Source organism: Lysinibacillus sp. GJ-1 (assembly GCF_021166035.1).
Taxonomy (GTDB): Bacteria; Bacillota; Bacilli; order Bacillales_A; family Planococcaceae; genus Lysinibacillus; species Lysinibacillus sphaericus.
Genome location: NZ_CP088912.1, coordinates 2,380,393 through 2,404,007 on the forward strand (window position 1 = coordinate 2,380,393; position 23,615 = coordinate 2,404,007).

Sequence of the window (23,615 nt, forward strand, 5' to 3'; positions counted from 1 at the left end):
GTATTTAGTCATATCCTTTGTTAGATAGGGCACTTACTTCATGAGTATCTAAATTAATAACATGATGGAAATGTTCTTCCATACCTAGTTTTTTTAGAGGATCGAATACTTGTATAGCTGCTACAATTCGCGTAGCTGGATTGATGTAGTTAAGTGAAAAGCCTGCATTAACTAAATTATTTACTTCATCAATTAAGAGAATGACATCTTCATTATTCTTAAGAATTTCGTTAACTTCTGCTATTACATCCTCGATACTATTGGATTCACCAGTAAAATATTTGACCTTTTTATTTTGACCTAAATATTCTTCGAGTTTCTGCAATAGATATGTTTTACCAGTACCTACTCCACCTGTTATAACTACGTTCTCACCAGCATTCAATGCTGTTTGTAGGAATTTTACATTTGACTCTATTGACATTTCAAACTCCTCCTTTTTAACAAATTAAATTATTACGTTGTTGAGCTAGGTATTTAAAATCCTGATACTTTTCCTGTCATCCAAGCAACAAAAGACGCAGCTAGATAAACAATGGCAAATCCGATGAATACATTCATTAGCCAAGATTGTGCACTTTCCTTCTTTTGCGGATCTTTAGCAAACATCCAGATTAGTCCAATAAAAATTAAGACCAAGCCAGCTACTGCAGGAGCAAATTTCTGTACGTCAGTTGCAATATTATTAATAAGCGTAATGGCATTATCCATGTTGAATCCCTACCTTTCTTTATCTTTAGCCAATGAAGCGATGCTCCCTTTATTCTTTATATTGAAATCCAATACACATGCCTGATGTTGTTGATGTAACCATTCAAAATATGACAATTCTTGTGCCGCAAATATTTCTTTTACTAACGATTCCATTTCAACAAAACCGTCTGGTTTAGCCTTTAGACGCTTTCTATCTGTTTGTGTCAATTCTTACTCTCCTCTCATAAAAAAAAGCAGAAGATTAATATCTTCTGCTCCCTAAATTCAACAAAGAATATTCTTTGTTAAATACCTAATCCGCTAAATACGTTGTCTACCATCTTCGTCCAGCCTGCTCCGATTTTTGCCATTAACGGATCTATAATGCCCGTTGAGAATGCTACCATACTACCGAATAGAACCAGTACGATGATAACTAACGTAATCTCTGCTTTGTAGTTATTCAAATTTTTCACCTCCTTTTAATGGCATAAAAAAAAAGAGTGCACAACGCCCTCTTCTGAGTTCATCCTATTTAGTTCCGGTCATGTCCTAAGCTGCCTGTCGAACTTTAAAAGAAAATAATATGATTATTTAAATGCCTAGCCCACTGAACACGTTGTCTACCATCTTTGTCCAGCCTGCTCCGATTTTTGCCATTAACGGATCAATTATGCCCGTTGAGAATGCTACCATACTACCGAATAGAACCAGTACAATGATAACTAACGTAATTTCTGCTTTGTAGTTATTCAAATCCTTCACCTCCTTTTAAGGCAATAAAAAAAAGAGGTTAGCATCCTCTTTTGAATTCGCAATATTTATTTGTGTGTGCCAAGATATAAGGGCTCACCATTTTTGGTGAGTCCCTATCGTTCAAGCTCCAGTGCAGCCATCGCTTTATTACTTTTTCTTTCAAGTTGTACAGGTTCATGTTCATATAATTTCTGATCAATCGCTGTAGAAAAATCTTTTAAATGTTCATTCATATTGATAATGGCCTGTTTCACAGTGTTTTTAGCTGATTCTTTTACTTCTGTGATACCATCTCGAACATTATTCAGTAAATCGTTTGCATTGTCCTTCAGTTTTTGTTTGGTTACTGTAGTACGTTCAATGATACTGTCCTTAAAATGTTGACTTTGGTCCTTCAGTTGCTTCTTCATCTCCACTAAATAGTGACCGAATGATTTTTTATTCTGTAACTCATTGGATTTAAGTAAACTTGCCATGCTTTCTTCGATGCGTGTAAAATGATTATTTAACATTTGTTCAAGCTCTTGTTTGGATAGAAACGCTTTCTCCTTTTCATCACCAACCACATATGTTTCAATCGTCTGCTTTAATTCTGAACCATGCTTCGCCATTTCGTCTTCTAGGTTGTCTGTTAATGTATCTCTTCCGTATATCCGTTTCTGATACTGTAACCACATGCTTTCATCTGTTAGTTCTTGATTAAGTCCCTCGAATGAAAAACCATGTTCCTTAGCAAGAGCCTTTACATAATTTTCAGCGCGTCCATACTGCTTATATGCTTTTAATAGAAAAGGTTGATACTCTTCTTTACCCTTATGTCCTTTATAGTGAACACCAGCATCCACATGCCACTTTCCAGCATCACCATACATGAAAATTTTAATGTTTGGCTTTTTCCCATATGCCTCTTTTCTACTTTCTACATAGGATAACACGTCTGAAATTTGTACAGGCTCAGCACCATAACCATAAATCTGTTGTTTCGTAAGGTCCTTCATTTTCTACTCACCTCCTTTTCACTAAAAATAGATCAGAAGAGAAAAAGACCTTCCCTATATAGGAAAGATCTTGATTTATCATAGATGTAGTTGTTTATTTGTAATTCCTAATCTTCTGATACTAATACTTTAGCACAGATTTTCGCAAAAAAAGTCCAAGAAAAGTCCAGAAAAAGTCCAAGAAAAGTCCAAGAAAAGTCCAAAAACCTAGTGTAACAAAGGTTCACCGTAAAGGCAGGGAATTTTTTGGGTCATAAAAACTTCAGGTATTGGCCGGATTGTGTGCTACAGAGTTACCAGTTGATTGATTCGTTCATAAGGAACAAATTTATAGGTACCTGATGTTTTTGGTGGTCCATAAACATGCTTCAGCTTTTGGTCATATCAAATGCTGGAGAGATACCCAGCTTGATTGATGCTGTTTAAAGGTAAAAAATCTATCAGCTGCGTTTCGGTCCTGATGTTTTCAAACGATGAATTAGCCAAATTAATTACTTTGGCTAAAGCCGGGGATCAAGCTGCCATGACAGAAATTATTAATTTGTATCGCGAGGACATCCAAAATAATAGTAAGTATATAAAAATGAGTAAGGAAGATACTTTTCAAAGTATTATTACAGATTTTATTGAGCTTTTAACTAAGGATGATAAAGAGTTGGAATTTTCGTCATGAGGGGGTGTATGGCGTATGGAAGGACTAATTCAAGCGATTTCAACCGTAGGATTTCCTATAGTGGCGTTTTTGTTGATCTTTTGGAAGTTTGATAAATCTCTTGGACTTTTAACTGAGGCTGTAAATAACAATACAACTGTTCAATTATTGCTTCAAAAAGAGAATAAAGACAAAAATAAATGACCTTCATTAATGACAAAAAGCCATCTTAGATAAGATGGCTTTTTACTTCTTAGAGTAAATTATTTTTAACAAGTCATAAATGTAATTTCATCTAAATCTATTGCTACTTGTTGGTTATTAGGAAGAAATCCACCTAAACTTTTGGCATCAATAGAAGTAACAAATACATTTAAAGTCCTTCCGTCTCTTAACTTCATAGTTGCCCATTTTTGAGTACATCCACCACCAGTCGGTTGTGGTGGATACGGTGGTGGATATGGTGGCGGATATGGTGGCGGATATAACGGTGGATATGGTGGTGGATACGGTGGATAATACGGTTGTTGTTGTATTGAACTTGGATTTATATACTGTGGTTGTATTGAACTTGGACTTAAATGATGTTGTGGTTGGGGTTGTGGTTGTATTGAACCTGGACTTAGCCGATATGGTTGAGTCATAATACACTCCCTTTATTTTCTTTTTTTCTTTAATATATATATGTGAAATATTTAAACATGTCTCCGCTAACATCTCTATTACAAGCACTTCAAAGTTAATCATACAACCGAACGCTCCTCGCGAATGATTAGAACGAGGTAGGGGTCACGAAATGACTCTTTATATAAGGGTGCTGTCGAAGTAAATTCACTGTCACTTCTGATTTACTGTTTTTCTAAATAGCGATAAATCGTAGTGCGAGATACACCCCATTTTTCCGCAACATCTTTAATTGGTGTCCCATTTTCAATTAAAGCTTTCATCATTTCAATATCCTTTGATCCATACTTCTCTGGACGCCCACCAAGTCGCCCACGAGCCTTTGCAGCTGCTCGTCCAGCAGCCGAGCGTTCTTCAATAAGATTACGTTCAAATTCCGCAAACGCTGCGAACAAGTGAAACATTAATTGTCCTGTTGCATTACTTTTGTCCATTGTTAATTTTTCTTGAAGACTGTGAAAGCCTACACCTCGTTCATTTAAGTTGTTCACAATTTGAATCAAGTCTTGCATGTTGCGTCCTAATCGGTCCAAACGCCAAACAACAATTGTATCGCCTTCATGTACATATTGAAGTGCTTCCTCTAAACCTGGTCTTTGTTTTTTTGCCCCACTCATTTTATCGTGAAAAATTTTTGTACAGCCATGTTGCGTTAACGCATCTGTTTGTAAATCCAAATTTTGCAATCCTGTCGACACACGTACATATCCAATTAACACCAATTATCACTCTTTCTCATTTTTACTCTTATTTCATTGTAACATAAGATGAAAACGAGAAGGTTATTGAACATTGAATATTGAACAGGGTTTTATTACATTAAAGACATTATAAAACTCCCTTTTCTAATCAAAAGTTAGCGTGTTCAGAAAAGGACGAGTTTTGGAACAGAGGTTGATATACAGGATTATTCTTGTTCCGCAATCGAGCCAGATTGTGGAGGAACATTTTTAACGGAATTTGATATTGTTGTTAAAATTCAGAATGAGATTGTGAAGTTTCTCACTTAAACTAACCGGTCAGGTTTGTTGAATAATCTTCGGTTCATACAGTTATAGCTGTATGAGCCGAAGAATAGTTAGTAGGGGATAAAGATGGATGCTGTTTAATTTAAGTTGTTTAAAAATGAATGAAAATATACGGAAAAGTAGACTTGAATACAAAAGAGGCTTGTTATGTTGATTAGCCTCTTTAAATAATGAATTTCTATCAAAGAAATCTATTGATTATTACTACTGTCTGTATGAACAATGATTTTCTGCTTCATTTTTTTTACTTCCGATTGACTATAAAAATAAAATAACAGCCAAACTATTGCAAAAATTAATACATTAAATAGTAACAATAGAATCGTTAGTTTTATCGAAAATGTTGGAAGCCATTTTAAAGAAAAGGCGACAGCTATAAAGGTCCCTATAGCGATAAAAAAATGACAAGCACTTTGTTGTAAAAATGTTAAACGTTCTGTTCTATAGAGGTATGAAGGTAGTATACAGGCAATGCCAACAGTAACCGAACCGATAACTTGTTGTGGAAAATTAGATATAACAGCTTCTAAAAACAAATCCCCTTTCAACCAATATCCAATAAGATTTACAAAAACAAAAACTGTACAGCCCATACTTATTCCGAACCATAAATTCTTGAAAAAGTTCATGTACTTATACCCCCAAGCGCTCTTTAAATGATTTTTTATAATTGCGTGAAATGACTTCTTTTATTCCTAAAGTAAGCTCGATTTCCATTGTGCCATTAAAGGAAGCTTCAATATTTCTGATTTTTCTAGGATTAATGATGGCAGATTTAGAAATCCGAATAAATCCTTCTCCTAGTTGCTGCTCTAACTCATACAAAGGTTTATTCATAAGTACACGATTACCATCGTCGCTATATAGTACTAAATCTTTACCTTCCGTCCTAATAGCTATTACAGAATTAGGCTCGATAATATGTACTTTATTGTTAGCGGTCCCTGTTAAAATTTGTTGTTCTTCTTGTTGTAAGAGTGCGATTGCAGCCTGTATAGTTGGCGTTAATTCAGAAACGCAGATTGTTATGTAGGGTTCATCAATTTGTGGATCAATTTTTATGTCTATCTTCATATCCATCACCTCTCTATAAAAATATACCATAAATTACAAATTAAAAAATGCAGGTTGTCATTCATAAAAAGCATTTCACCTTTCAATAAAGACATGTTACATGTAACGTATTGTTGCTAATCTTTGATGTCGTTATATTAAGCCTTAGAAACATAAATTTAATATAAGGGGACAGTTAATATGAACGGGATCACAACGCTAAAAGAGCGAAGAAAGGCAGGATGGATATTAGCAAGCATATCAAGTATGCTTTCATTAAGTGTTATTTACTGGTATGTAACTAATCCCAAAAAATTTGTTGAGAATGGGTTGGGCTATTCACTGGAACTGCACCTGAACTTACCTATGTGGCTTTTCACTGCATTCATCGTAATCGGGTATATTTCCTATACAATGTCTGCAATACCTTTAGTAAAAAGCAATTTGTTTACATTGTCTTGGCTAAAATTGATTGGTATATGGGCTGCTATTGTAAGTGGAATAGTAGAAGAAGTCGTATTTAGACATTTGCTCATGGAGTATGTATTATCTATTGGATTATCAAATCTTTCACAAGTATTAATCTCAGGAATTGCGTTTGGAATTGCTCATGGCGCATGGGTGTTATTGCGAGGAGAGATGAAAATTGCGCTTCCAGCAATTCTTTCAACGACAATCTTAGGTTGTCTACTTGCGATGCTCTATATTTATACTGGAAGAAGCACCTTTGCGCCAATTGTAGCTCATATTCTAATCAATATGGTAATAGAGCCATGGTTGATGCTAGCTGCCATTTCAGGGAAATGGCAGCTAAGTAAAAATTAATAGTAATAATTGAGATTTCGCCTCTCGATATTAAATAATTTTATGGGAAAAGGCTATTTAATTTACCACTGTTAGCAAATTTGAAGTTTTTTCAGGACCTATGAGGTTCAGTTGTTTAATCTAAGCTCTTCAATTCCCATAAAAAATACGGAGTAATCTTTCATTTTCTGTGATGAAGCGTCGATTTTACCCGACGTGGATGGCTAACGGAGTGATTTAGTTAAACAAGCTATAAGAGATTTTAGGAATAAGCCCATATTATAGTTATTCCATTAAAGGGCGCTTTCCTTGAATAAGGAAAGCGCCCATTTTTCAACTAATGGACATATTGTTGAGGTGCGTTTTTAGAGAATTTAATCTGACCTACATTCCTAAAAACGTTTCGGAAACAGAAATTCACTCTAATTTAAGCCCTTCAACATTTTCAAAAAAAACCATTTAATAACATATTATATTGCCGATATACTATTTAATACCAATATTTATAAAGGGGTGTTGTAATTGATTATAAAAACTGTATCAACGCAATTAGAAAAATTAGGTGCTGTTCAGCAAAAAATGATGGCAAAAGCACAGATCCAAGCGTCAAAATCGCAATCTCCAGTAAACGAAATGAATTTTAGTACAGAAACTGCTGCAAGACCACTGTACATAGATCGCTCTTATAATTTACGAGTTGATAATGAGTCAGTGTATAGTATTCCAACCAAATATGGCATGGTTAATTATAAATTTCATAGCGCTACAGCAAACACTTCTGACTATGTTGAACTGATCCACTTTGATAACCATATGTCTGATTCAAAGCGTGTTCATTTAGAGAGAGCAAGACAATTTTTACAGGATTTCCAAACATTTGTCGAAACAGGAAACCCTTCGCATCTTTACTCGGTAAGAAAAGCAAGCGAGGTTTTACAATACTTTGAAAGTTTTGGTGTTACGACAGAGGAACCGTTTACAATCAATGATTCAATACGATACAGAATTGATCCATCTGGCATTTTACATGAAGTAGATTTGGAAAGTAAAACAATGCGTGAAAAAGATTGGCGCAATTTCGGTCATGATGAAAACACTGTATTTCTAATTCAGGGAAAAGAATATCGAATGGATGAAAACGGGAGACTTCCTTTGCCAGAGGATTATGTTCACAAATATGAACAGGTGAAAATTTTTAAAAAGTAAATAGAAGTTAAAATTTCTAGACACACTAAAAGCCAAAAATGCTATGCAAAATCAGCATTTTTGGCTTTTGTTATGCCATATTATGATACAGAATACTTGAGCGCCCTTTTTTATTTCATTTCTCTTTTATAGCTCAAAATAACATAAGGCTGACTTAAAGTATATGTTCCTGACGAACTGAAAGATCCTGAAATTCTAAATGCATAAGGTTGTTTTACTTTCACTTGAGCGTATTTAGGAACATGATCTAATTGACTTGGTTGGTACAGCGGGTATTCTGCATTAATCCAATTATTAGTAGAATTTGGAAGAATACTTCTCTTCAAAGTATACAAATCAGTTAAATAACGGTTTGTCTCCTTACCACCTACTAAAATATTTGTCAAAATAGCATCATCCGGAATACTACTAACATTTGTTAAATCAAAATATTGAGTAGAACTAGTCGTTTTGCTAGAAGTTATAGAAGTAGTATTTAAATTTACTCTATGATCTGGGTTCAATGCTAGATAGACTGGCTCCCCAGCAATTACTCTCAAACTATAAGGATAATCACTTCCGCCATCATTCGATGGTTTAATGTAAATGTAATAGTCGCCTATATAGTTTGTTGCGAATTTAATTTGTCTACTTCCGTCGTTTCCTACACCATTTCGTTGAACGATTAAATTACCGTAATTATCCATTATTTCTACATCGAATGTTTTATTTCTGCTAGGAACTAAAGTTAAGTTTTCCTCAGCATTCATCCCTAATGAGACTTTATAAAATCTGCTGTCTGTGTCATCTACAATTTTTGTTAAATCATTTTTTTCAGGTATTAAAGAGTGAATACTATCGTTTCGAGGCAGATCGATAGCATCTTCATTAAGGCTGCTTGCCTCAATTGTTAAGGGCATTAATACAAACAGAGCAAGAGTAAATAATAGTGCATAAAGTTTCTTCATATCTTATCATCCCATCCTTATCCTTTTATTGTAATACTCGTTTAATATCGGTTGAATAATAAATATTTTTACATTAATTACATAATTTAGATAATTTTAATGGATTGGAATTCGAATTTTTATGTTGAAATTTACTTAAACGTACAATATCCGCGTTTTGTCGGCAGGACCCCTTATAAGCTTTTTATTCAAAACGTTTAAAACAGAGATAACGTTTGTTGTTCCAATTCCACAGTTTCATTCCTTCTATCTTCCTCATGGTAAGGATTCACATAGAAAATACAATCCACTATGTTTGATGATTCATCCATAATTAAATTTCCTTTATCCACTTGTTTCTTCAAAGCCAGTAATACATCAAAATATATGAAAGGCCTGTGAATTGTGCCTACAGACCGACTTTTATCAAACCCAAAATCATTAGTATAATACGGCTAATCGCTACGGCACTATGTAGACCGTTCAATACAAGTGAATAGGCTACTTCATCGAAGGTAGCATGATAGCCGAGCTGTGCTTTTACTGACTCAATTAGTTTAGCGTCTCTCACCCGTTGCTCTTGTGACAATTTTTCTATACGTTCATTTTCCTGTTGTTGTCTTTTAAATTCAGTTTCTTGTTGACTCTTTCTTCCAGCTTCTAAAGTAGCCTCAATTTTTTTCTTTTCTTCAAGTAATTCTTCAATTCGGCTTCTTTCTCCCTACGTTTTTCGAGTTCAACCTCACGCTGAATTCTACGTTTTTCTTCCTCTAATGCTTCCATTTGTTTTTCAAAATATTTATTCAAACGATTAATTTGTGGGTCTAAAAACGGAAGATTTAATTCAATATGCTTTTTAATGCTTTCAGAAACTACTGTTTTATCCGGGATTCTCTCATAGTATTCGTGGTAGTACTCATTATTCTTTGTTTTCCACAAGAGTTCATCTAGTTCATAATCAATGTCATCTAATTCTTTTATTATTCCATTTACGTCTTTCACTTCTATATTTAAAAATATGCTTAAATGATCCTTACCATATTGAAGTTTTTTATGCGTTTTCTGATGTTCTACTGTAAACATATACCGCAGCCTTCGATTACAAGCACAACGACCAATGTAATTCCCTGGACCAAAATCATCATAATCAGTTATCATCCAGTCTATGACATTTCTCTCATCATCCTCAAGTGTTATATCTACAGATTTAAGTGCTGTTATTTTTTCATCTCTCATGAAACGTTCAAACGTCGTCTTTCTACTACGTTTCATTTCGTTCTCTAAATAATTCCGTTGTTCTGCGGTTAGTACCGATAATCGTTTCTCTCTTTCATCTGCTGAAAGCCTTTCATACATATACATCCCCTACTTTCTTTAGCTTAAAAATGGAACGAATAACTATGACTATGTAGAACCAGTTCTGGTTAATCCAAATTATTACTTCTTTTGTATATATTACTTAAATTATAACAAATAAAAATTATGCTTTGTTCTGTTCGTTAAAGATCGAGAATCAATATTTTTTTGTGTTTATATTTTTTTAAAAGAAATGGTAGGTATTATTTATAACTTAAAGATTTTTCATTCTTTCCTTGATAGAAAGAAAAACATAACCAACTTCAACATCATCATCATCGATGAGGAAAGTATAATAGAAAAAAAGATAGAGAAAAAACAGCGCATAGTAATCAATATAGTATTCATATATTAATAGAGAGCCATTACACTGCTGACAAATCCAGTGATAGCAAGGCTTTTACGACTTATTATTTTCAGGAAATGGTTTATCCCCTTAAAAAGACGAAATGAAATGATTCATTCACACAACCATTTCAATTATTCACGAAATAAGTAATTTTGAAATAAGTCATCCACATATCTAAATGGATTTCATTTTCAAAAGCCGACTATTCCACAGCTCGAATTGGATTGAAACGCCATCAAAAAAGGTAGCTCCTGGACATTCTCCTGGTGCTACCGACAATTTTTGTATTCCTATAAACATTTAAAACCATACATGGTAAAGACACATATATAACTGCATGACAAATAGCCCTTTCTGAATACTTTTTTCAGAAAAGGCTATTATTTAAACTGCTCTGGTACATCCCACTGTGCATCTTTATATGAGCTGGCGATGAGATAGCGTAACGGCTGCTCCTCCTGCAAAATACGTTTTGTCTGAAGCCGTAAGGTCTTGCGGAAATACGCCCCTAGCGCTTGAATATTACCAGTTTGTCGTTCGATTTCTCGCACAGTTGTACTTAAAATATCTACTATGACAGCTTTCACCGTAGACATCGCGTTTTCATTCGACTCCACAGCATAATACATTGGTGTAATGACCTCTTGCTTACAAGCAAACTGCATGTCTTGTAAATCATCGTTTGTATAACTTACACTACTTGATCTTAATAGATATGACAATGTATGGTGTGAAGATGCCTGGAATTGGTCGAACTTCGCATCATGCTTTCTTTCTCTATAGACTGTATCTACAAACTTCAATTCGTACAAACCTTCTAGTTCTTGTTTGACCTGAATCAAACTATTCTTACCATAGAACACACGTTTCAGCCATTTATTAAACACTTGCTTAGACTGCTTATATTTATTGTATAACGTGATTTTCTTACGTTTTAACCATTTCCCCTTACGTTTAGGCTCCCTATAAAGACCATTTATAAGGTCAAGTAACCCTAATAACCCACGTACATCACGTGCTTTAATAAAACCCCTTAAAAAGCCACTATTAAAAATAGCTTTTGGCACCAGGAAATAACCAGGTATCTTAGGGTTTTTTGCAGTTGGCACATAAGCAGCCACTGCAGGCAATTGAATATATGTACGACCATTTATACGGTCAATATTTAATAAACCAATATCAAAAAGTCTATGATAACCGTTATGTATCGAGCTATACGGAAGATTACGTTTTTCACATTCTTCCTTTAAATTAAAATCTTGCTCCAAAATAAGCCCTACTTCATCACAAAGCGAACGTAATAATAAGTATGTAACTAAAGAGGAAGCAGTCAGTTTTTTCTTCGGTTCATGCACATACTCAAATTCGTAGTTGTTTAAATACTTTAGTTCCTTATCAAAAAACTGAATACCATCTACTACTCTTTCATTCATCTTCCTGCTCCTCCTTTCTTAGTTGTTAAAGTTATAAAGAAACTATTTAAAATCGAACTGTATGATAAATTTAGTAGAATGATCTTCTAAATCATAGCTATTCATAAAGTCTTTAGCGACCTGCTGATATTGGTTATTGCATTCTTCAATGGCCTTTTCATATTCGTTATATAATTCTTTTATTTCGGGAATAAATGTAGAATTTTGATGTTGGTAATACCCTAAGCCTGATACAGTAGCTTTGACAAATATAGCTGCCACTTTCTGATCTAATTCAGAATTTCTCTTATGTAATATTTCAAGGAACTCAAACACTTTGTCATACGCTCTATTACCAAGCCAGCCATCCATTCCATTATTCAGGACTTGATAGTCCATATACTCTAACAATTCAATTTCTTTTTTAGTTAACATACCGTTACTCTCCTTCTTTTTCTTCTTTTAATAAAGTACTAACATTAGAATCTGTTATAACTAAACTTTTATCAGGTCTTGTAAAGAAGTATTCTTTTTCATTCCATCTAATAATTGCACTACTAGCATAGATGGAGCCCCATATATTGCTTACTTTTTGACTATTCATATCTGCAACCAACTCGTTATAACAAAATATGTCAAATTTTTCGGATTGCATTGTATATTTCATTATTAACGATCTAGGTCTTTCTTCCAAAATCGCACCTTCTATTTTTTTAATACATATATTCCCATGTAAAGGCGCTACCTCTATATCATTCTTAAGAGGGGTAATACCAACACAAACAAAGAATAGTCCACCTAAAGCGAGCAGAAATAACAATCCCCACCCGTTTATTGGTCCGCCATGATAATCTGAAAACATTTTTAACACGTGTCAGTCACCTTCCATATAGTTTTTTCACAGTCCATACAATAAACCTCACCAGCGATTGCAAACCAACGTCTATGTTCACATGTTGGCTTTGGCTTTCCTTTCTTTTTCCATCCCATAACATTCATCCCTCTGAATTTTTCAACGATCTAATTTTGAAATGATTGAAAGGTTGAATAGATCCATCTGTTTCCAATCCTTCTGTGGTAATTCTTTTACAGCTTCCACTCCAAACTCTTTTATGTTTGTGAACCAATGAATGGGGTACAGGCCCCTTGCTTGTTTAAGCGTGGAATCATCGTAAAAATAGCAATCTTGCATATTTGTATAACAACCATAAGTGGATCTAATAAAATATTTACCTAACGGAGCATTATAGCCTTCCTTTTTCCAAACCAGCTCTGCTTCGTATACTTTTCCTGATTCCAATACTGGCAGCACATCTGGCTTTTTTGGCTCTGGTGGCCAAGCTTCTTCTTCAATGATGTCAAAACGACTCTTTTGATAGGTTCCAAAATGAGAGCCAGGGCGTGGAAAGCGACTAACATGATAGCTTGAGCCTCCAGCCGGATATAAATAGTAAATTTCATTGGCTTTAAGGTTTGTAGAGCTACTTGGATCAATACATTTCCCTCGCATTTCACGCTCCTCCTTTTTCATGCACCAATATAGGTGTTTTTCTATCCAATAAGCGTTTCTAATGCTCCAATTGATGTTGTTAAACATCCAATTTTCAAATTCCCCATAATTCTTTTTTTATTTTTTGTTGTTTCTTCCACAAACGATCTCGTTTCTCATTAAATTTTTTTATTTCTATCAGTTTGTCGATATTTTTAGTTATTCCATATTCTTCTAGTGACTTTGAAATCTTAGATAAGATGCTATCAATTTCTTTTGATAAATCATATTGACGTTTAATTAGTATGCAATATTCTATCGATTCAATTTCTCTATTTGGAATATAAAACTCGATTTTCTTTAAATAATAAATTAGTTCTTCTTTAGTAAATTTTTTTAATGCTTCTTCGGATAACCGAGTCACACTTAATCCTCCCTTGCAATTAATAACTCATGTTGTGCAGTATTGCTTTACTGGTTAGCTCGTCTAACTTTACCTGCCCATGCACCAACTATTACTAAAACAATAAGGGCTATTGTTGTTAATATAGGATTCATAATCATTAACTCAATGATATTTTCTAACCTCAAATATCTCACCTACCCTTAATGAACATTTTCTTCAAAATGTCTATTCAATCATTTCCCTTCCACTTTCAAATTTCTGACCATCTCTATAGCCTTTCTGCCAAGCTACATCATCACCAGCTTTCTTTGGAGAAGGTATATCACTAGATGTTAAAGAAAGCGAGTTATAATATTGAACTACTAATGCATCTTGGACGATTATAAGCTCCAAAGACTCTGATTTGGTTTGTTCATGGAACTTACGATTTAATCCGGCAAGGTAGCCTTCAATATAATCATTTTTAAATTGATGTTTCCTTTTCCATTTTCTCTTGATTTCTGGTCTTAATAAAAAAGTTTTAGAATGGTAATGAATAGAAGCCCTAGCAAAGTTGTAAATCATTACTGCTATTTGTACATCTTCTTCTAAACCAACAAAACGAATCTCTGATTGATATGAACCTATTGTATTTCGGTAATAACTGCATCTAAAATGTCGGGCTATAATTTGTGCCAATTTTCTATGCCACCAAATTAATTTATTTCTATATACTCTTTCATTAACTACTGTTTTATCATTTACAAAACTAGAAACTAATTCTGATTCCTGAATATTGTGTTTTAACATAAGCCTTCTTGCGTGTAACATAGCCGTTTGTGATTCTTCATCCGTAGCATCTTTTGCTAAAGTGAGAAGCTTTTGAATTTTAGTTTTAATCGATTCCTCCAAACCTATCACCTCTTTTTTCACATTTTTAATAATTAGCCTTCTGTACAATATCAAAAAAGCTTAACTGTTTATTCCGCTCAGTCACAGTTGGATTCAACCATAAAACTTCCTGCTTTGATGTAGCAGCGTCAGTTGTGGACATCTTCGTTAACCTGCTCCAACCTTGTAACAGGTCATTATATAAATCGTTATCGTAACCACTTAGTAATACGAAACCCTTATGTTTATTTAATGTGAGGAGTAATTCTTCATGCTCTGAATCTTTCATTTCATGAGCATAGTGACGTTTAGTTCGAGTTTCTAATAAATAGGGTGGATCAGCATAGATTAAACAGTCCTTGCGGTTGTAACGTTCGATTAACGTCACTGCATCTTGGTTTTCGATTTGTGCCTTTTTTAGCCTATTCGTTGCTTCTAGAATCGCATGAGGAAGCCCTATCCAATCGGGTAAAGCATTCACTGTAACCGTATCTATATTGTGTCGCCAGCCTGTTCTATCAGACGTTTTACCGCCCCTCGCCATCCAACAGCGCACCAGAAATACTCGAGCACGTTCAAGTTCAGATAAATCACTTTCTAACAATTCGAAAGCCTGGTAATATTCTTGGCGCGAATATGGTGTAAGCTCTACTGCTCTAGCTAATGCTTCAGGTTGCTCACGAATGACCTTGAACAGATTGACAATGTTGCCGTCTAAATCATTTACTGTTTCTATGCGTGCAGCTGGTTTATTGAAAAGGACAGCACCACTCCCGAAGAACGGTTCAAGATACACCTCATGTTCGGGCATTTGGTTAACTATCCAGCTAGCCATATTCCATTTTGAACCTGCATAGTTTAAGATTCTCTTCAAATACTCACCACCCTACATATAATCTTTTTTCTTTATTTCAATTAATAACTCAATGAGGAACACTAATGCAGCTTAATGTTCCCTGTTCAGTTTTTAATACTCAAAGTGTTCAGTAATATGTTAAGTGTCCAAATTATAAATTCATCTAAAAGTAACTCTAATAATTTCCCCATTTACATATTCAAATAATTTGCCTTCATCATCTTCTTCATGTTTAGTTTCGATATGTTCTGACGACTCAATAATATTCGCTAAAACATCCCTTAAAAAGTGTTCAATTACATTGTCGTAGTTTTTTAAACAACACTGAAAAGCCCAATAGCCTGTGTCTGTATTAAACTGACGTTCAAAACCATCTGTAGCTTGTTCGTTCGGATACTCGCCAATTTCACAACCTGTCGGCATATATGCTGATATTCCTGATGGAATTAGCTCTGACCTCTTTAATTTTGCGAAATTAGTCAAAAATGAAAATTGGTCTACATAATCGTTAAAATATGCTTCCTCTTTGTTAATTTCATTGATTATTTGACGAAAATCATTTTTCACTGTGACTTTAATTCGTAATCCAGTGTTCATTTTGCTTGCCCCTTTACTGAATGTTCAGCGAGTTAATTCAGCTAAATTTTGAATTTTATCTAATAATTCTTGGTTTTTATTATCTTCCGCCCACTCAACTAAATCATCTAAAACTTCATTAGAAGGTCGTTCTCCTATATACACAGAAACAACTGCATTGGCTTCTTCATCCCCAAATATGTGATCTGCTTTAAAATGTGCTTGCCTCGCATTCAATGCTTTCGCTTGTCTATATAAAACTTTTATAGTTTTTTTCATTAGTTTTTAACCCCTTTCACCTGAACAATATGACATGATACTCATATTGTTCAGTAGGCTTTTCCACCATGTTTATATGAACGACCTTTATTAAGCTCCATTTTCTTAATAATCGCTTGTTCAAGATCAATATTTCTCGAACCACATAAATCAAAAATACGGATACATACATCAGCTAATTCTTCTTTAAAATTCTCTTCATCCCCTTTACGATCTGCTTCAAGTGCCTCACTCACTTCACTATGAATTAAAGCTAATAATGTACCAGTTTCTATCGGTTGATCGTGCCAACCTTTAGAAACTGCCGTTTCATAGGCTTGTTTACATAAATCATTAATTCCACTCGCACCACTTATTTCTATTTCTATACGATTCTCTGGCTCTAAAACTAAACCACCTTTAAAAGCATTATAATGATTCGCATACCCTTCACTTAATGCTAATGCAAGAATACAAAACGTTTCTTTATCACCGTAATTATTAATAGTTTTACTTGGAACACCTACAGCATTTAACTTTTTATGATTTTCTACATTATTTTCAACTAGCAAATAAGCACTTTCCCCACCCTCTTGTTCAATAACCTCTAAACTGTTTAAAACGTCTAAAATAGCTTGTTTATAAATAGTTTTCATTAGTTTCCCTCCAAATGTTTTATTGTTTCCAACTGCACATTTTCTTTCAAATTATTAATTTAATTTGCTTGTTTTCGATAATCAGCAATCACTTTACCATCTTTGTCAAAATAACGAGTCTCCCAATGCGGATGACAATTTTGGCTATATTTCAAACCATCCAATCGAACATTAATATTCAGACTGCAGTTTCCAGATGTAACAACACCCATTTCCCCTGCCACCTCTACACGCATACCTCTTTTTAACCAAGGCATGTTACGCCATTTTTTCACATTTTCCAACGATATAGCTGCCATTGTCATTCCCCCTTTCTCCAAAAACACTGATGCGCTATCTAATTACTATCGAAGATAGCTTTTCACCTGTGAAATAAAATTTGATTAATCTAACTTCTCATTCTCAATCTTTTTATAAACAACTGTTGATTCCCAAATGCCCTTTTCATCTAACCTACTTGTTTCATACCCTTCTCCAATCTCTTTTTGAATTAATGTTTTATTCTCGCCTACTTCAAAACTTTTTATTTCGTCAATTGAAGTTGAACCAATTGACGGATAATCGCTATACATTCTAAGAGGGTCTGGTGTAAAGAATAAATACCATCCCATTGCAATCAACATAACGACAAATAGTACAATTATAAAAACCTGTTCCTTCCACACCATCATTTTTTAACACCTCCTATCCACTGATTTATAGAAACTCAATTAGGAACACTAATGTAGCTTAATGTTCCCTATCAGTTTTATAAATCAGTCACAAGAGGATGAACTGCCGCCGGAATCACTTGAATAACTGTTATAGTCTGAACTGTGTGAATCGCAACGCCCACTCGAATCGCTTGAAGCAATATTAATTGCGTTAATTGTGTTTAGTGTGCTATCAACGTGACTTGCATTTGTTGTTTCCTGTATTGAACGATGTACTACTCTTTTATTTACTTTTTTATTCTCTTCACGCTTTCTTCGATTCTCAAAATACTGTTTTAACATGTAACATCCTCCTCAAAATGAGCATTAAAATATGTTGAATCATCCTAGCATCCTAAATATCTTCTAATAAATCACTGAAGTAACTCGGTATCATAAATCGTATAATCGCATCGATAGATTAAAAGAAATTTTCCGTCTATCAACAAGGCCGTTGATTTATCAATGTCTGTAGCAAAATAACTGACATCATCACCAGCAAAGGTCGCAAGTGGTTGTCCTGATTGACTTCGAATCAGCACAATTTTACTTTTTCCTACAGTCGCATTTTGAAGATCATTAACTAAGCGATTTAAAAAAGGGACAGACCTGTCAAAATTTTTAATATCAACCTTTTGGCTATACTCTTCAAATAAATTTGAAAGTCCTGATTCAAATGCTAATAAGCTACTGCCAACATGTAGCATTTGTTTCCCTCCAACCGTAATATTGAGAACAGATGACTTTTCAACTGTGTTTCCTTCTGAATCTTTGATAGCGAATTTACGATCAGCATTTACGCTAATGCTTTCTCCTTGTATACGATCAATTAACTGGCTATCTTCGTCATAGGATTGAACCAACATAGTACGTCCGGCTAATTCTTCCTTTAAGTTCCCAACTTCATACTCTAACAAGTTACAAGCTGATAATATGAATACTAAAACAGCAACAATTAAGATTTTTAGTAGGTGTCTCATTTTATTTTTGCCTCATTTTCTGATATTAGTTTTAAATTCACGTTTGAAATATTCTTCCCCCTGATCAAACTGAAGTTCTTGTAATCGCATAATGTGCAGCTCTCCAGCGAAGTTGACCCTGTATTGATTTTTAGGTAGAACCTCCACTATCTTTCCAGGCTTTTCAAACACACGTGGATGATATGCCTTTAAACACGTATACGCTTCATCATCACTTTCCTGTGTAATAATGACACGCACCCTATCACCTACTGCAAAATTTAATACATCAAAAATTGTTACTTGTCCTAATGCTTCCATTTCCTCAAAATGCGCCATTCTTATCTCCTCCCATATGTAATAAAAATAGGTAAAACTCCTTTTTTTGCTTTAATTGAGTATGGATAAGTTAATGTATTTCATTAAGCATGTTCTTAGTTCATTTTCTTCTTGGCTTCGTCTCAATGATAAAATTTAAAAACAGTAGCATTTTTTCTTGAAAAGTTAATACTCTAGGAAACAAGTTGGTTTGATTCTTTGGAGCTGGTAAAAATAATTGTAATTCTCTGCAACCTGTACTTGTTTTGCCACTTACACAAACATCCAGGAATGTTTTTTTTATATGAAAGGCAGCACCTCTCCCCACTATTCCAATGACAAGAGCATTGCATTTCCTATCTGTAATATCTAAAAAACGTAATCGGCTGCTTGGGTACTCTGTGTTCATTTGTTTATAACCTCCTTTTTATTTTGATAATATTTCATTTTCTTCTTCAAAATAGTCAGTTTCATACATTCGATGCCATTTATCATTGAACTGAATTTCTAACACAGTAACACTAAACAAACTAAGGGAATTATCATAACTTTCTTGTATAGGGAGATTATCTAAAACCGTATTTTCCTCTAAGTCCCAATGGTTATACTCATAGGAACTAATGGCCATTTTGTAATAAACTTCATTGGCATCATCTACAAGAATTGCAAATGTCCCATTGTCTTGTTTTGCTAACTGAAGAAAGGTTACTGAAATCTTTTCCTCCTCTTCTGCACAACCACTTAGAAAAAATAATGTTGATAAGCCCAAGATGACTAACATTATTTTTATCTTCATATAACATCACCCTCTTATTCACTTTGGATCACGCTTTGGATTATGGAATCATCTGCAAGCTGAAGACCTAACCAATAGAGTGCTGATTTTTTCAATATAATAGGCAGAACGACTTAAATTTAGTTCAGGATAAACAAATTCATCTCCTTGATATTTGCCCTCAGCACTTCTTGATAAATATTTAAGCTGTATCAGCTTACGGTGTAACTCTGGTAAACTATTTAAGTTTGAATGAAAGGCTCCACCCATTCAGCTGCGGCTGCTCTTTTGATTGCTGTCGATTCTGTAGAACTATGAAAATCATTAGAATGACTCGGCGTTTCTTTCCAACGACTGGTCATGCTTGGTAACTGGCTAGAATTAGCCTGTAATTCCATTTCAAAATATTTGGGCAAACATTTATCAAGAACCCATGTAGTTAATTCTTTCTTATTTTTTTGATTAGCCATTTCAATAGTGACGACCCTCCTTAAAAAATAGAAATAAGTTGAGAACTAAAGACTTTATTGGTTTAGTTCTCAACTCCCTATGTAGTACCTGGCCATTACCAACCTTTAAAACAAGCATCAAATAAGGATTGTCCATATTTTGATAAACGACTATGCTTGGCAGCTGCTGTTTGCTGTACTACAGTTGTTAAATCTCCATACTTCCTACGTTTTGATACAACAAAGCCAACTTTATGGACTATTCCGTCTGGAAATTGCATTGTCAGTAACGAAACGAGTGTACCCTTTTGTGATTTTGGTATTGATTCTGGTATCATTTGCAACTCTCCAAATCTTTTTAAAGTAAATAGAAATAAAAACAACAAAATAAAATTATTAGAAAACTTAATATATCTAACAGCATTGGCTTCACACCTTCCCATTTCTAAGGGGCAGGAATAACATGTGGCTCACCAGAACTTCGTTCGATTAGTACCCATTCAATATTTGTTTTTTTACTTAGTAACCACTCATGTGGGTTTAATCCTAATGAGTGGAGATAATTGCGTTGATAAACTGTTAGCTTTTTTCCATTCTTCATAAGACCACCCCTTCTTTATTTGCAATATTCAAAATCCTATTTATCTCACGTTTAGAAGCAAATCGTTTAACGTGTCGTACTTGTAATGTCACAATCCTTTGATCGTTTACACGTAAAGCTGTAAAACTTGAATCCGATATAAACTCTTCGACCCAATGCAACTCATTGTCATAACTAAAAATGAAATCGCCATGTTTTACTGGTGGCTGTGCTTGATTTACTTTTACTTCTAATGTAGAGAGAAATTGAAACAATGAATCTAATTGTTGGATACTAGCATTCAACATATTCCACCTCCTCGTTCACGTTCCGACTCACCAATTTTGGCGAGACCCAACCACAAATAAAAGCTAATGCTTCATCCATTGCATTACGTGGAATATCTTTATAGGACAATACCTGAAATTGTTGCTTCAGATCTTTATATAGAGCAGCAAAGTATTTTTTTCGGGCGTGAATCGACAAATTTGGATAGAGCAGTAATATCCGGTTTCTCACAGCAAGACTAATCATCTTTTGTTCTTTGGATAACAATGTAACTTGAAGGTCTGCCAGCAATCGATGTGTACGGTCAAATTCCTCTATGTATAATTCTTTAAATTGCATAGCTTTTTCACCTGTATATCCCATTGCTAATACTGCAAATCCATTAAATGTTAGTACATACATTGGCATTTTTCTACTTTGTCCATTTACATATTCAGCCTCACCAAAATTAGCGAGACGAAAGGCATCTGAACATTTTAAACTGCGTATATCACGTAAAACCTTGTCATGCCCTTTTTGAAATACCTCTGCAATAATCCGACTATCTGTAAAAGCTTGATTATCATTCACAAAAACAATTCCTCGTGGTCCTTCCAGTAATTGTTTTAAACTCAAAATCAATGCTCCTTTCTACTGGTACACTCGCTCTTTATGTCTGCCATCTACATTCCACATTTCGATTCCATCTATTGTGACTTTATAATGTTCAGCAATCCAATCCTTATTGCTTTCGTCTATATACCAGGGCACCTGTTGCTCCTTTGTTGTAATGGCATTAAAAGCCTCTTTAGTGAGTAATACATGTCCAATATTGTTATCTTTATCTCTAGAAATGCTTATAATGCCTAGTTTTATGGCGTGAGTGTATAAATCCTGTTGTAGCCTCACAAACCGAGGATTAAGATCGAAAAAAAATACATCCTGGTGTGTTCTAAAATAATCCTCAAATTCTTGCTGTACCTTTAAAACTCTTTGAATAAAGGCTTGAATTTCCTCTAATCTTTGCATTCAATTGTTCGCCACCTTTCTAGTTACTGATATTCTTTAATGTAAGCCAAAAATACGTGGTTATCGCGCTTATTACCGACATAAATATAAGATGTAATACGTGTTAATTCACCATGCCAACATCCCCCACTTTCACCGTTAAATGCGTAGATGCAGCTTAACTTTATTGTAAATATTAGAATTCACTTAATATGGTGACTTCCACAACTCCTTTTTTAAATAATCTCTATACGCCGCCAAGCTGTATAATTGAATTCTTATTACCATTCACTTGTAATTTCATGAACAACTTCAAATGCCTTTTGGTACGGCCACCAACGTTTGCGATGCTTTTTAACCTCAATAGCTCGCATTCGCACATCACATACAACTTCACTTTCTAAAAACCTTGGTGACATGTTCGTTAGCTCAGACATCTTTTGCAAATCAATTAACCACAATACTTCTCGTACCTCTTCATCAAGCCGTTTCTCTAGGTACTGACGAATGGCTTGTTTATCAAGTGATACTTCAATGTTCGCTGGGATCAAATTCTCACCCCCTTGTTCAGATGCTTTTGGAATAGGTAGATCCGTGTTAGTTTGCTATTTATACTTGAAGTTCTTGTGTTGCCACAGATTTACCAACTTGAATACCAGCCTGAATCCCTGCTTCATATCCCTTAATATAATTTTCAATTGAACGCTGTTGCTCTTCTGTTAAATTTCCTAATAAACGTGCCATCCGTTCAAAAGAAGGTTTATCATTAATATTTAAAAAAATATCCATCTGCAATCTCACCCCTTCATAAAATCGGATTAACCATATAATAATATAGATAATCCATTTAATCAATATGTTTTTCTATCTCGATTTATAGACTATCCGATTTTATATTGATATGATAGAAGTAATTTATGTAGAAAGGAGGGGTAATTTTGAATACCAGTGTAGATGTACATGAGCGAATAAAATATTTAAGAGAGAAAGTACTTAATCTTAAACAAAGTGAAATGTCCTTAATGCTTGGATTAAAACAGGGTTCTTTATCAGACATAGAAAGAAAAAAAACAAAAACCGTAACAGATCGTATTATTAAAGATATTTCTCGTGAATTTAATATTAGCGAAAACTGGTTAAGAACAGGTGAAGGTGAAATGTTTATTAAAAAGGAAATATTTTCCTTGGATGAACAAGCCAAAAAAAGCAATCTCACAGAACTAGAGATTAAGATAATGCGAAGTTATATGAATTTAGATCGTGATATACGTGAAAAATTAATAAATGAACTAGAAGCAATTTTCAAACCTAATAATGATGAAACTGTAGCTACTACAGAAGATTGTATTAAAACTAAAGTATTAAATCATAATATTGAAAAGCAACACGAGGCGGTAACAAAAGACGATTCTATTGAGGTAGAGATAGCACGTTATCGAATGGAGTTAGAAGCTGAGAAAAAAGCAGAAAAATTACTAGCCTCGCGAAAACAAGAACCCAGCTAGGAAAGCCTTTATATTGGAGAAAATAAAAAAGAGG

At 34.3% G+C, this 23,615-nt stretch carries 43 protein-coding genes; 5 read left to right on the plus strand and 38 right to left on the minus strand.

Going from position 1 to position 23,615, the window contains the following annotated elements; translation table 11 throughout:
- Window positions 1–4: 4 nt before the first annotated feature.
- The 6 genes from LO754_RS11360 to LO754_RS11385 form a co-directional block, all read right to left on the minus strand.
- On the minus strand, window positions 5–424 hold the full coding sequence (locus LO754_RS11360) for an ATP-binding protein (RefSeq protein ID WP_231784333.1): 420 nt from the start codon (window positions 422–424) through the stop codon (window positions 5–7).
- A gap of 53 nt (window positions 425–477) precedes the next feature.
- Window positions 478–711 carry a pilin gene (locus tag LO754_RS11365; protein ID WP_229386680.1) on the minus strand — a complete coding sequence of 78 codons (234 nt, stop codon included), beginning with the start codon at window positions 709–711 and terminating at the stop codon, window positions 478–480.
- A gap of 9 nt (window positions 712–720) precedes the next feature.
- A complete protein-coding gene (locus tag LO754_RS11370) occupies window positions 721–921 on the minus strand; it encodes a hypothetical protein (RefSeq protein ID WP_107896512.1) in 201 nt (66 codons plus the stop codon).
- A 77-nt stretch (window positions 922–998) separates the two neighbouring features.
- A complete protein-coding gene (locus LO754_RS11375; protein WP_167397359.1) occupies window positions 999–1,160 on the minus strand; it encodes a hypothetical protein in 162 nt (53 codons plus the stop codon).
- A gap of 127 nt (window positions 1,161–1,287) precedes the next feature.
- On the minus strand, window positions 1,288–1,449 hold the full coding sequence (locus LO754_RS11380; protein ID WP_167397359.1) for a hypothetical protein: 162 nt from the start codon (window positions 1,447–1,449) through the stop codon (window positions 1,288–1,290).
- Between the two features lie 113 nt (window positions 1,450–1,562).
- Window positions 1,563–2,447 carry a hypothetical protein gene (locus tag LO754_RS11385; RefSeq protein ID WP_231784334.1) on the minus strand — a complete coding sequence of 295 codons (885 nt, stop codon included), beginning with the start codon at window positions 2,445–2,447 and terminating at the stop codon, window positions 1,563–1,565.
- A gap of 415 nt (window positions 2,448–2,862) precedes the next feature.
- On the opposite strand from LO754_RS11385, the gene LO754_RS11390 reads away from it, so the two are divergent.
- Window positions 2,863–3,120: a helix-turn-helix domain-containing protein gene (locus LO754_RS11390; RefSeq protein ID WP_231786314.1), complete on the plus strand. Its 258-nt coding sequence runs from the start codon at window positions 2,863–2,865 to the stop codon at window positions 3,118–3,120.
- A 15-nt stretch (window positions 3,121–3,135) separates the two neighbouring features.
- Window positions 3,136–3,303, plus strand: a complete 168-nt coding sequence (locus LO754_RS11395; protein WP_231784335.1) for a hypothetical protein — start codon at window positions 3,136–3,138, stop codon at window positions 3,301–3,303.
- A 65-nt stretch (window positions 3,304–3,368) separates the two neighbouring features.
- Here LO754_RS11395 and LO754_RS11400 read toward each other — a convergent pair whose 3' ends face one another.
- The 4 genes from LO754_RS11400 to LO754_RS11415 all read right to left on the minus strand — a co-directional run bounded on the left by LO754_RS11400 (window position 3,369) and on the right by LO754_RS11415 (window position 5,885).
- The gene (locus LO754_RS11400) at window positions 3,369–3,743 is read right to left on the minus strand and encodes a hypothetical protein (protein ID WP_231784336.1); all 375 of its coding nucleotides are present in this window, start codon (window positions 3,741–3,743) and stop codon (window positions 3,369–3,371) included.
- Between the two features lie 204 nt (window positions 3,744–3,947).
- Entirely contained in the window at window positions 3,948–4,502 is a 555-nt protein-coding gene (locus LO754_RS11405; RefSeq protein WP_305068865.1) for a recombinase family protein, read from the minus strand.
- Window positions 4,503–5,002: 500 nt separating this feature from the next.
- Window positions 5,003–5,440: a DUF3021 domain-containing protein gene (locus LO754_RS11410; RefSeq protein WP_231784338.1), complete on the minus strand. Its 438-nt coding sequence runs from the start codon at window positions 5,438–5,440 to the stop codon at window positions 5,003–5,005.
- A gap of 4 nt (window positions 5,441–5,444) precedes the next feature.
- The gene (locus LO754_RS11415) at window positions 5,445–5,885 is read right to left on the minus strand and encodes a LytTR family DNA-binding domain-containing protein (RefSeq protein ID WP_231784339.1); all 441 of its coding nucleotides are present in this window, start codon (window positions 5,883–5,885) and stop codon (window positions 5,445–5,447) included.
- Window positions 5,886–6,065: 180 nt separating this feature from the next.
- Here LO754_RS11415 and LO754_RS11420 point away from each other — a divergent pair, with 180 nt between their 5' ends.
- Window positions 6,066–6,689: a CPBP family intramembrane glutamic endopeptidase gene (locus LO754_RS11420; RefSeq protein ID WP_231784340.1), complete on the plus strand. Its 624-nt coding sequence runs from the start codon at window positions 6,066–6,068 to the stop codon at window positions 6,687–6,689.
- Window positions 6,690–7,190: 501 nt separating this feature from the next.
- Window positions 7,191–7,874, plus strand: a complete 684-nt coding sequence (locus tag LO754_RS11425; RefSeq protein ID WP_231784341.1) for a hypothetical protein — start codon at window positions 7,191–7,193, stop codon at window positions 7,872–7,874.
- Window positions 7,875–7,984: 110 nt separating this feature from the next.
- Here LO754_RS11425 and LO754_RS11430 read toward each other — a convergent pair whose 3' ends face one another.
- The 28 genes from LO754_RS11430 to LO754_RS11565 form a co-directional block, all read right to left on the minus strand.
- Window positions 7,985–8,821, minus strand: a complete 837-nt coding sequence (locus LO754_RS11430) for a hypothetical protein (RefSeq protein ID WP_231784342.1) — start codon at window positions 8,819–8,821, stop codon at window positions 7,985–7,987.
- A gap of 388 nt (window positions 8,822–9,209) precedes the next feature.
- Entirely contained in the window at window positions 9,210–9,371 is a 162-nt protein-coding gene (locus LO754_RS11435) for a hypothetical protein (RefSeq protein WP_231784343.1), read from the minus strand.
- Window positions 9,372–9,460: 89 nt separating this feature from the next.
- Window positions 9,461–10,156, minus strand: a complete 696-nt coding sequence (locus LO754_RS11440; RefSeq protein WP_231784344.1) for a hypothetical protein — start codon at window positions 10,154–10,156, stop codon at window positions 9,461–9,463.
- A 729-nt stretch (window positions 10,157–10,885) separates the two neighbouring features.
- Window positions 10,886–11,938, minus strand: a complete 1,053-nt coding sequence (locus LO754_RS11445; protein WP_231784345.1) for a hypothetical protein — start codon at window positions 11,936–11,938, stop codon at window positions 10,886–10,888.
- 42 nt (window positions 11,939–11,980) lie between these two features.
- Window positions 11,981–12,352, minus strand: coding sequence for a hypothetical protein (locus LO754_RS11450; RefSeq protein WP_231784346.1), 372 nt, complete (start codon window positions 12,350–12,352; stop codon window positions 11,981–11,983).
- 4 nt (window positions 12,353–12,356) lie between these two features.
- Window positions 12,357–12,788, minus strand: coding sequence for a hypothetical protein (locus LO754_RS11455; protein WP_231784347.1), 432 nt, complete (start codon window positions 12,786–12,788; stop codon window positions 12,357–12,359).
- 141 nt (window positions 12,789–12,929) lie between these two features.
- Window positions 12,930–13,427 carry a hypothetical protein gene (locus LO754_RS11460; RefSeq protein WP_231784348.1) on the minus strand — a complete coding sequence of 166 codons (498 nt, stop codon included), beginning with the start codon at window positions 13,425–13,427 and terminating at the stop codon, window positions 12,930–12,932.
- 94 nt (window positions 13,428–13,521) lie between these two features.
- Complete coding sequence (locus LO754_RS11465) at window positions 13,522–13,830, minus strand: hypothetical protein (protein ID WP_231784349.1); 309 nt, start codon at window positions 13,828–13,830, stop codon at window positions 13,522–13,524.
- Between the two features lie 207 nt (window positions 13,831–14,037).
- A complete protein-coding gene (locus tag LO754_RS11470) occupies window positions 14,038–14,703 on the minus strand; it encodes a DUF2786 domain-containing protein (protein ID WP_231784350.1) in 666 nt (221 codons plus the stop codon).
- Between the two features lie 25 nt (window positions 14,704–14,728).
- The gene (locus LO754_RS11475; RefSeq protein WP_231784351.1) at window positions 14,729–15,556 is read right to left on the minus strand and encodes a DNA adenine methylase; all 828 of its coding nucleotides are present in this window, start codon (window positions 15,554–15,556) and stop codon (window positions 14,729–14,731) included.
- 141 nt (window positions 15,557–15,697) lie between these two features.
- The gene (locus LO754_RS11480) at window positions 15,698–16,135 is read right to left on the minus strand and encodes a hypothetical protein (RefSeq protein ID WP_231784352.1); all 438 of its coding nucleotides are present in this window, start codon (window positions 16,133–16,135) and stop codon (window positions 15,698–15,700) included.
- A gap of 24 nt (window positions 16,136–16,159) precedes the next feature.
- Window positions 16,160–16,393 carry a hypothetical protein gene (locus LO754_RS11485; protein ID WP_231784353.1) on the minus strand — a complete coding sequence of 78 codons (234 nt, stop codon included), beginning with the start codon at window positions 16,391–16,393 and terminating at the stop codon, window positions 16,160–16,162.
- A 50-nt stretch (window positions 16,394–16,443) separates the two neighbouring features.
- Complete coding sequence (locus LO754_RS11490; RefSeq protein ID WP_231784354.1) at window positions 16,444–17,028, minus strand: MazG nucleotide pyrophosphohydrolase domain-containing protein; 585 nt, start codon at window positions 17,026–17,028, stop codon at window positions 16,444–16,446.
- A gap of 59 nt (window positions 17,029–17,087) precedes the next feature.
- Window positions 17,088–17,327 (minus strand): hypothetical protein, encoded by a 240-nt coding sequence (locus LO754_RS11495; protein ID WP_231784355.1) that lies wholly within the window; start codon window positions 17,325–17,327, stop codon window positions 17,088–17,090.
- Window positions 17,328–17,411: 84 nt separating this feature from the next.
- On the minus strand, window positions 17,412–17,699 hold the full coding sequence (locus LO754_RS11500; RefSeq protein WP_231784356.1) for a hypothetical protein: 288 nt from the start codon (window positions 17,697–17,699) through the stop codon (window positions 17,412–17,414).
- Between the two features lie 84 nt (window positions 17,700–17,783).
- Window positions 17,784–18,023 carry a hypothetical protein gene (locus tag LO754_RS11505; protein WP_231784357.1) on the minus strand — a complete coding sequence of 80 codons (240 nt, stop codon included), beginning with the start codon at window positions 18,021–18,023 and terminating at the stop codon, window positions 17,784–17,786.
- 71 nt (window positions 18,024–18,094) lie between these two features.
- The gene (locus LO754_RS11510; RefSeq protein ID WP_231784358.1) at window positions 18,095–18,700 is read right to left on the minus strand and encodes a DUF5052 family protein; all 606 of its coding nucleotides are present in this window, start codon (window positions 18,698–18,700) and stop codon (window positions 18,095–18,097) included.
- 12 nt (window positions 18,701–18,712) lie between these two features.
- On the minus strand, window positions 18,713–19,018 hold the full coding sequence (locus tag LO754_RS11515) for a hypothetical protein (RefSeq protein WP_231784359.1): 306 nt from the start codon (window positions 19,016–19,018) through the stop codon (window positions 18,713–18,715).
- A gap of 100 nt (window positions 19,019–19,118) precedes the next feature.
- Window positions 19,119–19,406, minus strand: a complete 288-nt coding sequence (locus tag LO754_RS11520) for a hypothetical protein (protein ID WP_231784360.1) — start codon at window positions 19,404–19,406, stop codon at window positions 19,119–19,121.
- 18 nt (window positions 19,407–19,424) lie between these two features.
- Window positions 19,425–19,793, minus strand: coding sequence for a hypothetical protein (locus LO754_RS11525; protein WP_231784361.1), 369 nt, complete (start codon window positions 19,791–19,793; stop codon window positions 19,425–19,427).
- Window positions 19,794–20,014: 221 nt separating this feature from the next.
- A complete protein-coding gene (locus LO754_RS11530) occupies window positions 20,015–20,242 on the minus strand; it encodes an ArpU family phage packaging/lysis transcriptional regulator (RefSeq protein WP_231784362.1) in 228 nt (75 codons plus the stop codon).
- 95 nt (window positions 20,243–20,337) lie between these two features.
- Entirely contained in the window at window positions 20,338–20,559 is a 222-nt protein-coding gene (locus LO754_RS11535) for a hypothetical protein (protein ID WP_231784363.1), read from the minus strand.
- 107 nt (window positions 20,560–20,666) lie between these two features.
- Window positions 20,667–20,822, minus strand: coding sequence for a DUF6906 family protein (locus LO754_RS11540; protein ID WP_231784364.1), 156 nt, complete (start codon window positions 20,820–20,822; stop codon window positions 20,667–20,669).
- Entirely contained in the window at window positions 20,819–21,109 is a 291-nt protein-coding gene (locus LO754_RS11545) for a hypothetical protein (RefSeq protein ID WP_231784365.1), read from the minus strand. The genes LO754_RS11540 and LO754_RS11545 overlap by 4 nt, the downstream gene beginning before the upstream one ends.
- On the minus strand, window positions 21,096–21,704 hold the full coding sequence (locus tag LO754_RS11550) for a Rha family transcriptional regulator (protein WP_231784366.1): 609 nt from the start codon (window positions 21,702–21,704) through the stop codon (window positions 21,096–21,098). The genes LO754_RS11545 and LO754_RS11550 overlap by 14 nt, the downstream gene beginning before the upstream one ends.
- 15 nt (window positions 21,705–21,719) lie before the next feature.
- Window positions 21,720–22,097 carry a hypothetical protein gene (locus LO754_RS11555; RefSeq protein ID WP_107896467.1) on the minus strand — a complete coding sequence of 126 codons (378 nt, stop codon included), beginning with the start codon at window positions 22,095–22,097 and terminating at the stop codon, window positions 21,720–21,722.
- A gap of 260 nt (window positions 22,098–22,357) precedes the next feature.
- Window positions 22,358–22,627 (minus strand): hypothetical protein, encoded by a 270-nt coding sequence (locus tag LO754_RS11560; RefSeq protein WP_231784367.1) that lies wholly within the window; start codon window positions 22,625–22,627, stop codon window positions 22,358–22,360.
- Between the two features lie 58 nt (window positions 22,628–22,685).
- Complete coding sequence (locus LO754_RS11565; RefSeq protein WP_231784368.1) at window positions 22,686–22,865, minus strand: hypothetical protein; 180 nt, start codon at window positions 22,863–22,865, stop codon at window positions 22,686–22,688.
- Window positions 22,866–23,014: 149 nt separating this feature from the next.
- On the opposite strand from LO754_RS11565, the gene LO754_RS11570 reads away from it, so the two are divergent.
- Complete coding sequence (locus LO754_RS11570) at window positions 23,015–23,581, plus strand: helix-turn-helix domain-containing protein (RefSeq protein WP_231784369.1); 567 nt, start codon at window positions 23,015–23,017, stop codon at window positions 23,579–23,581.
- Window positions 23,582–23,615: the final 34 nt, after the last annotated feature.